The following is an 11,501-nucleotide window of genomic DNA, read 5'->3' on the forward strand; positions in this document are numbered from 1 at the left end:
GGTTTCCGCCGGAAAAACCACCTTTTGAGGGGGTAACCCGGCGTGGACGGGTGATAGGTGACGACCGGCCCCACAGCATGTGGGCATGAGAAGAATCTGGGCGGCCGCCGCCGCGGTAGCGCTCGCCGCGGTCGGCGCCACGGTCACCGGGGCGCGGGCCGAGACGGTGCGCGTCGGACCGGCGCCGATCGCATGGAGCGCCTGCACCGACAGCACCCTCAAATCGCACGGCGCCGAATGCGGATATCTCTCCGTCCCGCTGGACTACACGAAGCCTCAAGGGCGCAAGATCGAACTCGCCGTCGCGCGGGTGAAGGCGACCGTGTCGGCCGACAAGCGCCAGGGCGTCATGCTGATCAACCCGGGCGGTCCGGGCGGCTCCGGGCGCGGCCTGGCGGCGCTCGGGCGGCACGTGCCGAAACAGGGCGGCGCGGCGTACGACTGGATCGGCTTCGACCCGCGCGGGGTGGGCGCGAGCCGGCCCAAGCTCACCTGTGACAGCAAGTACGCCGGGTACAACCGGCCCGCGTACGTGCCGTCCGACCGGGCGAGCGAGAAGGCGTGGCATGCGCGGACCACGGCGTACGCGGCCGCCTGCGCCAAAGCCGGCGGCACGCTGCTGGACCACATGCGCACCGAGGACACCGTCCGGGACATCGACAGCCTCCGCCAGGCGCTCGGCGCCGAGAAGATCAGCTTCTACGGCTTCTCGTACGGCACCTACCTCGGCCAGGTCTACGCCACCCGCCACCCCGAGCGGGTGCACCGGATGGTCCTGGACGGCGTGGTCGACCCGCGCCGGGTCTGGTACCAGGCCAACCTCGACCAGGACCTCGCCTTCGACAAGACGATCAAGGTGTACTTCGCCTGGATCGCCAAGTACGACGCGGTCTACCACCTGGGGCGCACCGCAGCCGCTGTGGAGAAGCAGTACTACCAGCAGCTCGCCGCGCTGACGAGGAAGCCGGCCGGCGAGATCGGCCCGGCCGAGCTGACCGACGTCTTCCTGCAGCCCGGCTACTACATCTTCGGCTGGGAGGAGACCGCGCGGGCCTTCTCCGCCTGGGTGCACCGTAAGGACGCGACCGGGCTCAAGCGGCTGTACGACGAGAACCACCCGCAGGCCGAGGGCTCCGACAACGGGTACGCCGTCTACCTGGCCGTCCAGTGCACCGACGCGCCGTGGCCTTCCGACTGGCGCAAATGGGCCCGGGACAACTGGCGGGTGCACAAGAAGGCGCCGTTCGAGACCTGGGGCAACGCCTGGTACAACGCGCCCTGCCGGCACTGGGCCGCCGACGCCGGCCGGCCGCTCGAGGTGGACGGCAGCAAGGCCCCGCCGATCCTGCTGATCAGCGAGACGCTCGACGCGGCCACGCCGTACTCCGGCGCCCTGGAGGCCCGCCGCCGCTTCCCGCGCTCGGTCCTGCTCGAAGGCGTCGACGGCACCACCCACGCCGGCTCGCTGTTCGGCAACGCCTGCGTGGACAACACCATCGCCGACTACCTGCTGACCGGCGCGCTGCCCGGCCGGGTCAAGGCGGACCGCTCGGACAAGCAGTGCGAGCCGATCGCCAAGCCGACCCCGCTGCCGGCCGGCAAGAAGGCGAACCCGCTCGGCGAACGCCTGCGGCTGCAACGCGGCATCCGCTGACGCCCGCGTCGACGATGAGGCCCGGTGGCGTACGCCACCGGGTCTCATCGCTGGTCCTGGGCTAAGCTCGGTCCCGCGAAGGGGAGTAGCTCCCAACGTCGCGGTCGACATACTGATTCCGGATCTCCGGGGTCCGGCCGCGCGGCCTCGTGCAAACGGGGCGAGCGAGACCTTCGACCAGGCTGTATTCGATGACGGCCGGGTCGAGGTCGCCCTGCGCCCGAACGCCCGGTCGTGTGCCACCGGGAGTTTTCGTGGAAGAGTTCCTCGCCGCGCTGGGCATCAGCTTCGCGGTCATCTTCGTCGCCGAACTCGGCGACAAATCCCAGCTCATGGCGATGACGTTCGCCACTCGCTTCAAGACCATGCCGGTGCTGATCGGCATCACCGTCGCCACCGCCGTGGTGCACCTGGTCTCCGTCGGTATCGGGGTCGGGCTCGGCGCCGCCATCCCGACCGGCTGGATCTCGCTGATCGCCGGTGTCGCCTTCCTCGGTTTCGGCGCCTGGACGCTGCGCGGCGACAAGCTGACCGACGAGGAGAAGGGCAAGGCGGAACGCTCCACCGGCTCCGCGATCCTGGCTGTCGGCGGCGCGTTCTTCCTGGCCGAACTGGGTGACAAGACCATGCTGGCGACCATCACGCTGGCCACCCAGCACGGCTGGTTCGGCACCTGGATCGGCTCCACCATCGGCATGGTCGCGGCCGACGCGCTCGCCATTCTGGTCGGTCGATACCTCGGCCGTCATCTACCCGAAAAGGTCATCAAGTACGGAGCCGCCGCACTCTTCGCTATCTTCGGCATCTGGTTGATCACCGAAGGCGTGATCGAACTGCGATAGGGGAGCCGCCGTGCTGGAGTACCGGGCCGAGTTCGACGCCGAAGTAGCCCTCGACGGCGGGGGCGAACTGCGGGCGCGAGGCTTCCGGTTGTTCATCCCGCACGCCGACGTCACCGAGACCGAGATCGTCGACCTGCTGGCCGCCGCGCTCGCCCCGCAGCGGATCGAGTCGGCCAAGGTCAGCGACATCCGGATCGTCGCCGAACCGCACCCGCCGGCCGGGGACCACCCGGGCGGGCGGGTCCGGTACATCGACCTGAGCCAGATCACCGCGGACGGGCCGGACCGCAGGCGCGGCACCATGATGAACACTCCGTTCGATGTGGCGACCGTGCCCCTGGACCGTTTCGCCGGTCTGCCCGCGGTAGTGGTGCGGTCGGTCGGCACCGACCCCGGCATCACGGCCGACCTGCTCGCCGACGTGACCGTCACCGGCCGGGCGGTCCTGTTGCACACCGGCGGCGACCGGCGGTGGGGCACCGCCTCGTACCGCTCCGAGAGTCCCTACCTGACCCGTGACGGCGCCGAGTTCCTGGCCGCGGGTGGTGCCGCGGTGGTCGGTGTCGACGCGGAGTGGGAGCTCTCCGTCTTCGAGGCCCTGGCCGACGCGCGCATCCCGGTCGTCATGAACCTCACCAACCTGCGCGAACTTCCGCCGCTCGGCGCCCGCTTCACCGCGGTGCCGGTCCGGGAACACTGCTACGGCGCACACCAGGTCCGCGCCTACGCCACCGTGCCCGCCGACGAAGAGGGAGCATGACGGAGAACCTGGACCTGGCCCGGATCCGGCTCGGCCGCGGCGAACCCGCCGCGGCCGCCGCTCTCCTCGCCCCGATCCTCGCCGCCGAACCCGACCACGTCCCCGCGCTCGTCCTGATGACCCACGCCCAGCTCGCCCTGAAGAAGCCGGACCTCGCCGACGAACTGGCCCGCCGCGCCGTCGAACACGCACCGGACTGGCCGGAGGCGCTCGGCGCGCTCAGCCGGGTGCACACCGAGAGGGGCCGGCACGACGAGGCGATCGCCACGGCGCGGGCCGCGGCGGAACTCCAGCCGGAGAACCCGTACCGGCACAACCGCCTGGCCTGGGCCCTGCTGGAGGACGGCCGGCACTCGGTCGAGGCCGAGCACGCCGCCCGTGAGGCGATCCGGCTGGATCCGCGGGAAGCCGACTTCCGGATCACCTACGCCATGGTGATGAAACAGCTGAACCTGCTCGACCGGGCCGGTCAGGCGCTCCGCGACGCGCTCGCCCTGTCCCCGGACCACGCGGTCGCCCGGCACGAGCTGGCCGTCCTGGACGTGGCGCGACACAGCCCGTTCGCCCTGGGCCGGCTGGCCCGCGGGGTGTCCGGGCTGGCCGGCGCGCTGCGGGCCGACCCCCGTCAGGAGGCCAGCCGCTTCCTGCTCGACGTCGCGTTGCGCCAGTTCCTGGTCTACACGGCGATCATCCTGGTGCTGCTGGCCTACCTGGGCTGGCGTTTCACCGAGACCTCACCCGGCGCCGCCCGTCTGCTGGCCGCCGCCGCGGCGCTGGCCCCCACCGCCTACGCCGGATACTTCCTGACCCGTCTCGACCCGACGCTGCGTGCCTACCTGCGGGATCTGCTCACCCAGGGCCGCCAGCGGATCGCCGTGCCGGCCGCCGGCGTCGCCGTGTTCCCGCTGCTGATCTCCCTGGTCGCGCCGGCCGCCTGGCTGCCCGTGCTGCTCGGCACCGCCACCCTCGCCGGTTTCGCGGTGCGCCTGCTCACCGCCCCACTCGACGAGCCCGGCGAATCCGGCCGGGGTCTGGCCACCCACTCGCTGGTCCTGATCGCCGGGGCCTGCGCCGCCGTCTCGGTCGGCGCGCTGTCGACCGACACCCTGTCGCCGTCCTGGCGTCTCCCCGCGGCTGCCGCCGCCTTCGCGATCACCGCGGGCTGCCTGGCGGTCATCGCGCGCCGCCGTCTGCGTCCCTCCTGAAGACCCTTTCCTCGTACGGGCCACCCAAGGTCCCGTGACAGCCCGTACAGGAGAAAGGTCCTAAGAATCGGGTGTCGTCTGCCGATCGGGTCTTCGTGATCCCCAACGGTGTTCCCGGAGCGGACCGATGACCGAGCTCGCCTCCTCCCCGGCGCTGAATCAGACCGAAGCCGCGGTGGCTTTCGCGGATCCGAACGATCTCGGGATCGCGCGGTCCGCCGCCCTGTTCGAGCACCTGCAGCCGGAGAAGGCCGCCGAGCTGTTGACGCCGGTGCTGGCGAACCGCCCGGAGTCGGCGCCGGGGTGGATCCTGATGGCCCGGATCCGGCTGGCGCTGGACCAGGTGGAGCCGGCGCTGGACGCGGCGAGCCGGGCGGTCGACCTGGCGCCGGAGGATCCGCGGCCGCTGGCCATCGCGAGCCGGGCGCTGACCCTGCTGGGGCGGCACGAGGAGGCGATGACCATGGCGTACCGGGCGGTCGTCGTGGAGCCGAAGAACCCGCTGTGGCACGACCGGGTGGCGTGGGCGCTGCTCGCCGCGGACCGGCAGCTCGGGGATGCCGAGCAGGCCGCGCGGACGGCGGTGGGGCTCGACCCGAACGAGGCGCACTACTACTTCACGCACGGGGTGGCGCTGGCCGCGCTCGGGCACGTCGATCAGGCCCGGCAGGCGCTGATGACGTCGTTGCGGCTGGAGCCGGGGAACCCGGTCGCCCGGCATCGCCTGGACGTGCTGAACGGCGAGGCGGTGGCGCCGGTGGCGGAGAAGAGGAAGCGCGCCTGGAAGCTGTTCGGCCGCAAGGGCGACAGCAAGCCGGTACGGCCGGAGGAGTACCGCCCCTGAGCCAAAGTCGCCGCACAATACCCCACAAGTAATAATTCGGGCATGCAATCGTGTTTGTCGGCTGTGACCCTGGCCCTGATGAGCGTGACCGTCGCCGGGAGCCCGGCGCGGGCGGCGGATCCGGTGCCGGTCACCGAGATGACCGCGCACTACGGCTTCAACGGACGGTCCAGCAGCATCCTCGACGAGTCCGGCAACGGGCACACGCTGCGTGTCATCGCGGTCCAGGGCGGCCGGGTCCGCCCGGTCGCGCACGGCCCCGGCTCCGCGATCGCCTTCCCGGCCAAGTGCACCCGCCCGGTCTGCCCGCACGTCGTGCTGCAGAGCGTCGACTCCACCGACCTCGACCCGGGCACCCGTGACCTGGCCTTCGGCGCCGACGTGCTGCTCGCCCCGGGCCAGACCAGCCAGGGCCAGAACGTGCTGCAGAAGGGCTACTCCACCACCGGCAGCCAGTACAAGCTGCAGATCGACGGGGCGGCCGGTCATCCCAGCTGCGTGCTCGTCGGCACCCGGCGGTCCACCATCCGGGTGGCGCGCAGTTCGGTGACCGCCGCCGACGGCCGCTGGCACCGGCTGCGCTGCCAGCGGACCGGCACGGTGCTCGAGGTCTACGTCGACGACGTGGCACGCGGCCGGACCACGGTCCCGGCCGGTCTGTCGGTCTCCAACGGGCTGCCGCTGAGCATCGGGGCGAAGGGCGCCTACCGTGACAACGACCAGTTCAACGGGATACTCGACAACGTCTGGGTACGGATCAGCCGCTGAGCGCGGTCAGCAGCGCCGCGTCCGCGCTGTCACCGGACAGCTCCCACGCGAACACCCCGGCCAGACCACGGTCCCGGGCGAACGACACCTTCCCCGCGATCGTCGCCGGAGTGTCGTAGGACCACCACTGGGAGCCGCATCGCGCGTACGCCGTCCCGCCGATCGTCCCGGTCGGCGGGCAGCGCTCGGCCAGCACCCGGTAGTCCTCCATGCCGTGCTCGGTCCCGGTCCAGCCGCGCCCGTAGAACCCCACCCCGAGCAGCAGCTTCGCGGCCGGCACACCGAGCTCGAGCAGCGTGGTCACGGTCGCCTCGGCGGTGGCGGTCTCCCGCGGGATTCCGGGGTACGAGGTGAGCGCCGAATGCGGAGCCTCAGCCGGCCCCTTCGTCCCGAAGTAGTCGTAGGTCATCGCCGCGAGCCAGTCCACGTGCCGGGCCGCCCCCGCGTAGTCGGCCGCGCGCAGCTTCCCGGGGTCCGCCGGAATCGCCGCGGTGATCAGTCCCGCCGGCCCGAACTCGGCCCGCAGCGCCGCGAGCAGGCTGGTCAGCGCCCCGGGACCGCTGGAGTCGCAGACCTTGCCGCAGGCGTTCGGGTACTCCCAGTCGATGTCGATGCCGTCGAACAGCCCGGCCCAGCGGGGGTCTTCGAGGAGTCTCCGGCACGATGACGCGAATCCGGCGGGGTCCTTCGCCGCCTCGGTGAAACCGGCCGAGCCGTTCCAGCCGCCGAAGGACCAGACGACCTTGAGCGCCGGGTTCCGCTCCTTCATCCTCCGGATCTGGCCGAAATTCCCATCCGGCTTCCGATACGCCGCCCAGGCGTCCCCGACCGCGCACTTGCCGCGATCCACCTTGCCGAACGCGTATTTGACGTGGGACAGCTTCGCGGCGTCCACATCCCGGTAACCCCGGTCGTACGCCGCCCACTCCGTCAGATAGCCCACCACGAGCAGCTTCCGCTTCTCCCGTGGCGGCGGCTCGGAACACGCGGCCAGAAGCAGAGCCAGGATCGGAAAGAACATCCACCGCAAGCGCACCGGTTCGAAGCTATCCGCACCTGTGCCGTGGATGACCATTCGTTCGCCCGTTCGGGTACAGGTGCCCGGGTGTGTAATCGTCGAGACGTGGCCATGATGCTCACCCGGGCCCGTGCCGTCCTGCGCAGCGCCATCACCACGTTCGTGGTGCTCACCCTCACCCTCTGGCTGATGCCCGGCGTGGCCGGCACCGACATCGTCGACACCCTCGGCCTGGTGGTGCTGGTCGCGGTGGTCGGCGCGGTGCTGCGCCCGCTGCTGCTGATCGGCATCACCGTGCTCGGCGGCTGGGCGGCCATGCTGCTCGGTGTGGTCGCGCAGGTCGTGGTGATGGTCGTGGCGCTGCGGTTCGACCCGGGCGACCGGATCAGCGGCCTGCCCAACCTGGTGACCGCCGCGATCCTGGCGGTGGTCGTCGCCGCGCTGATCGACTGGATGGCGGACAGCGGCAGCGACGACACGTTCGTGCGGGAGGCCCGCCGTCTGATGCGCGGGGTCCGCCGCCATGATCGACTGCACCGCAGCGGAGCAAGGACCGGGAGAGCATGGCCGGGCAAGCACAGCCGGTCCGCCCACCGGATGCTGCCGTTCCGCCGGCTGCCGCCGGGCACCGAGCCGGGCCTGCTGATCGTGCAGTGGGACGGGGTCGCCGAGCCGGTGCTGCGGTGGGCGATCCGGGCCGGGAACCTGCCGATCCTGGGCCACTGGCTGCGCACCGGCAGTCACACCGTCCGCGGCTGGCACACCGGCCTGCCGTCGACCACGCCCGCCTCCCAGGCCGGCATCCTGCACGGCGCGTCCCGGCAGATCCCCGCCTTCCGCTGGTACGAGAAGGAGACCGGCCGTCTGATGGTCTCCAGCCGCCCCCGTGACGCCGCCGTCATCGAGTCCCGGCTCAGCGACGGCCGCGGGCTGCTGCGCGACGGCGGGGTGAGCATCAGCAACGCGTTCAGCGGCGACGCGGCCACCAGCCTGCTGACCATCAGTCACGCGGCGCTGCCCGGCCGTACCGCCAAGGGGTGGGCCGCGTTCATGGCCTCGCCCTACGGTTTCACCCGTGCCCTGGTGCTGGGCGTCGCCGAGGTCTTCACCGAACTGCACCAGGCCCGTCAGCAGCGCCGCCGCAATCTGCAGCCGCGGGTGAGCCGATCCGGCGCGTACCTGGCCCTGCGGCCCGCCTCGATGCTGCTGCGCGACGTCAACATCTCGCTCGTCGCCGAGCAGATGGCCCGCGGCGTCCCGGTCGTCTACTGCGACCTGGTCGACTACGACGAGGTGGCGCACCACGCCGGTCCGGCCCGGCCGGAGTCGATGCGCCAGCTGGAGAGCCTGGACCGGATGCTCGGCGTGCTCGACCGGCTGGCCCCGGAGGCCGCCCGCGACTATCACCTGGTGGTGCTCTCCGACCACGGGCAGAGCCAGGGCGCCACGTTCCGTCAGCGGTACGGCGAGACCCTGGACGAGGTGGTCGGCCGGCTCGCCGACGACGTGCTGGTGGTGTCGTCGGGCAACCTGGCCCTGCTCTATCTGACCGGCATCCCGCACCGGGCCGACCAGCGCGCCATCGAGCACGCCCACCCGCGGCTGATCAGCGGGCTGGCCACCCATCCGGGCATCGGAATCGTGGTGGTGCAGGGCACGGACGGACCGATGGCGTACGGGCCGGGCGGCTCCCACCGGCTCCGGGACGGCACGGTCGCCGGCCTCGATCCGCTGCTGCCGTACGGGCCGCACGCCTGCGCCGACCTGCTGCGCCACCAGAGCGCCGCGCACGTCGGCGACCTCGTGGTGATCAGCTCGGTCGATTCGGAGACGCAGGAGGTGGCCGCGTTCGAGGAGCTGGTCGGCTCCCACGGCGGCCTCGGCGGCTGGCAGACCGACGCGATGCTGGTGCATCCGGCGTCGTGGCCGGTCACCGGTGATCTGAACGGCCCGGACGCGGTTCACCGCCAGCTCATCGACTGGCAGGTCATGCTCGGGTTGCGAACCGCGGAAACCGCGCGACTTTCGCTGATCCGGGAGAGTTGACCACATGTGCGCCTGTTATCCCTTATCCTGCTGTTCGTCCTGACCGCTGCCGTTCCCGCCCGGGCTGTCGAATCCGCGCCCCGGCCCACCCCCGCCTTCAACGGCACCGTTCACGCGGTCGCCTACCTCGGTGGCACCGTCTATGTCGGCGGAGCGTTCACCAAGGTCGGCTGGGGCGGGCGCACCCACCCCCGGGAACGGCTGGCGGCGTTCGACGGGCGAACCGGGGAACTGCTGAGCTGGGCGCCACCCGCCGACGGCACGGTCCGGGCACTGGCCGCCGTGCCCGGAGCCGTCTACGCCGCCGGGGACTTCCACCGCATCGCCGGCCAGAAACGTGACGCGCTGGCCCGGATCAACCCGCTCACCGGCACGGTCGCGACGTTCCAGCACGGCATCGCCGGCACCCCGTACGCCCTGGCCGCCGGCAACGGCCGTCTCTACCTCGGCGGCAGCCTCACCGCCGTCGGCGGCCGCCCGGTCCGCAACGTCGCCGCGTTCTCCCTGGCCACCGGAGCCCTCGACACCGGCTGGCAGGCCGGCGCCGACGACCGGGTGCACACCCTCGCGCTCGCCGGCGAGGACGTCCTCCTCGGCGGAGCCTTCAAAACCGTCAACGCCGACCGGCTCGCGGTCCGCCTCGCCGCCGTACACGCCACCACCGGTGTCCTGGACCGCTACTTCCGCCCCAAGGTCGCCGCCGAGGTCAACGCGATCGCCGTCGACAGCCTGGGCGTCTACGTGGCCACCGGCGGTCAGGGCGGCCGTGCCATCGCCTACACCTTCGACGGCAGCACCCGCTGGCAGCGCGTCTTCGACGGCGACACCACCGCCATCACCACGGTCGGCGGCGTCGCCTACATCGGCGGCCACTTCGACCGGGTCTGCCTGACCGCCCGCAACGGCCCGCAGGGCGCCTGCCTGGACGGCTCCGTTCCCCGCGTCAAACTCGCGGCCGTCACCGGCGACGGCCGCCTCACCGACTGGAACCCCCAGGCCAACGGCGTGATCGGCGTACGCGTTCTGACCACCGATCCGGCCACCGGCTCCCTCGACGCGGGCGGCGACTTCACCACCATCGGCGGCCGGCTCCGCCCCCGCTTCGCCCGCTTCTAGCCCGTCCCCCGCCTACCTCCACGCCGGTTTCCGACCGGCCTCCCCTCGCCTTCGTCCGCGTCGTTTCCGCCGGCCTTCGTCCGCGCCGGTTCTTCCCAGCCGCTTTCCGGTAGGCGACTGCAGGGCTTGCGGTCCGTGCCCGGCTTCCGGCTTCCCCTTCCCGCCAACCCCACGTCCGGGTACGCCCACCGCGTCCCGTCAGCGAACCTGCGCCGGTGTGCCGTCCGGGGGCGTACCGATGCGGAGTCGGCAGCAGTCCCGCATGCCGCGAGCCGGGGGACTGCTGGACCCCGTACCGACGCTGGATCGGCAGCAGCCCCGCGGACCGGAACCTGGCCCGGAGCCGATGCGGCGAAGCCGGGGATCGTCGCCGGGCGGGGAAAGCTGAAGCTGGTCGCCGCCCTGGTCGCGGCAGCTCTGGCGGGCGGCGGGACCGTCTTCGTGGTCAGGCCTGGCTCTCCTCGACGGCGGCCGTGGCCCGGGCCCGGCGTCGCCGGATGTGGCGGACGTGCAGGATCACGTAGGTCGTGACGGCGAGGACGAGTATGCCGATGACCGGCCACTGGTACTTGTGGATGTGCCCCATGATCGGCCCGAGGTTGGCACCGAGGTGGTAGGCGAGCGTGCACCAGAAACCGACCCAGAGTGCCGCGCCGATCGCGTTGTAGAGCAGGAACGTCTTCCACGGCATCCGGGTGATCCCGGCGATCACGCCGTTGAGTTGCCGCAGACCGTCGATGAACCGGGCCACCACGATGATCCGGTTGCCGCGCCGCGCGAAGAACTCCTCGGCTTTCGCCAGGCGGGCCGGGGTGACCAGGATGTACTTCCCCCAGCGGTTGACGATCTTGCGGCCGCCGCGAAGGCCGATCCAGTACCCGATGTTGTCGCCGATCACGGCGGTCACGAAGCAGATCAGCGCGACGACCCAGATGTTCATCCGGCCGGCGCCCGCGTAGATCGAGGCCGCCGCCATGATCGTCTGGCCGGGGGCGGGGACGCCGAAGCTCTCCACCACGATGATGCCGCCGATCGCCAGATAACCCCAGCGGTCCAGGATCGGGGCCACGGTGTCCAGGAACCCGGGAAGGTCGGCAGTAGGTGGCATCCGCTACACGGTAGCCGGAGCAGGGAGCAGCGACCGCACGGACCCGATCAGACCTTTACGAACGATGGCGCCGACCCACCCGGGCCGGCGCCATCATCGTGAAGTCGGATCAGAGCGCGTCGGGAGCAAGCTGCCCGCGC

The 11,501-nt window shown here is 71.7% G+C and carries 10 protein-coding genes; 8 read left to right on the top strand and 2 right to left on the bottom strand.

From position 1 onward, the window contains the following. Positions 1-85: 85 nt before the first annotated feature. The 6 genes from Aut01nite_RS24510 to Aut01nite_RS24535 all read left to right on the top strand — a co-directional run bounded on the left by Aut01nite_RS24510 (position 86) and on the right by Aut01nite_RS24535 (position 6,073). Complete coding sequence (locus Aut01nite_RS24510; protein WP_043522604.1) at positions 86-1,654, top strand: alpha/beta hydrolase; 1,569 nt, start codon at positions 86-88, stop codon at positions 1,652-1,654. A gap of 254 nt (positions 1,655-1,908) precedes the next feature. Next, positions 1,909-2,496: a TMEM165/GDT1 family protein gene (locus Aut01nite_RS24515; RefSeq protein ID WP_043522603.1), complete on the top strand. Its 588-nt coding sequence runs from the start codon at positions 1,909-1,911 to the stop codon at positions 2,494-2,496. A gap of 10 nt (positions 2,497-2,506) precedes the next feature. Further along, complete coding sequence (locus Aut01nite_RS24520; RefSeq protein ID WP_043522601.1) at positions 2,507-3,256, top strand: cyclase family protein; 750 nt, start codon at positions 2,507-2,509, stop codon at positions 3,254-3,256. Next, on the top strand, positions 3,253-4,461 hold the full coding sequence (locus Aut01nite_RS24525) for a tetratricopeptide repeat protein (protein ID WP_043522600.1): 1,209 nt from the start codon (positions 3,253-3,255) through the stop codon (positions 4,459-4,461). The genes Aut01nite_RS24520 and Aut01nite_RS24525 overlap by 4 nt, the downstream gene beginning before the upstream one ends. A 127-nt stretch (positions 4,462-4,588) precedes the next feature. Continuing rightward, a complete protein-coding gene (locus tag Aut01nite_RS24530; protein ID WP_043522599.1) occupies positions 4,589-5,305 on the top strand; it encodes a tetratricopeptide repeat protein in 717 nt (238 codons plus the stop codon). Between the two features lie 78 nt (positions 5,306-5,383). Then, positions 5,384-6,073, top strand: a complete 690-nt coding sequence (locus Aut01nite_RS24535) for a LamG-like jellyroll fold domain-containing protein (RefSeq protein ID WP_052163240.1) — start codon at positions 5,384-5,386, stop codon at positions 6,071-6,073. Here Aut01nite_RS24535 and Aut01nite_RS24540 read toward each other — a convergent pair. Continuing rightward, a complete protein-coding gene (locus Aut01nite_RS24540; RefSeq protein WP_043522845.1) occupies positions 6,063-7,094 on the bottom strand; it encodes a glycoside hydrolase family 18 protein in 1,032 nt (343 codons plus the stop codon). The genes Aut01nite_RS24535 and Aut01nite_RS24540 overlap by 11 nt on opposite strands. 108 nt (positions 7,095-7,202) lie before the next feature. Here Aut01nite_RS24540 and Aut01nite_RS24545 point away from each other — a divergent pair, with 108 nt between their 5' ends. Then, on the top strand, positions 7,203-9,137 hold the full coding sequence (locus Aut01nite_RS24545; RefSeq protein ID WP_052163212.1) for an alkaline phosphatase family protein: 1,935 nt from the start codon (positions 7,203-7,205) through the stop codon (positions 9,135-9,137). Between the two features lie 6 nt (positions 9,138-9,143). Next, complete coding sequence (locus Aut01nite_RS24550; RefSeq protein WP_043522597.1) at positions 9,144-10,253, top strand: NHL repeat-containing protein; 1,110 nt, start codon at positions 9,144-9,146, stop codon at positions 10,251-10,253. Between the two features lie 445 nt (positions 10,254-10,698). Here Aut01nite_RS24550 and Aut01nite_RS24555 read toward each other — a convergent pair whose 3' ends face one another. Further along, positions 10,699-11,361: a DedA family protein gene (locus tag Aut01nite_RS24555; RefSeq protein ID WP_043522595.1), complete on the bottom strand. Its 663-nt coding sequence runs from the start codon at positions 11,359-11,361 to the stop codon at positions 10,699-10,701. Positions 11,362-11,501: the final 140 nt, after the last annotated feature.

The sequence above is a fragment of the Actinoplanes utahensis genome (assembly GCF_016862455.1).
GTDB classification, from domain to species: Bacteria; Actinomycetota; Actinomycetes; order Mycobacteriales; family Micromonosporaceae; genus Actinoplanes; species Actinoplanes utahensis.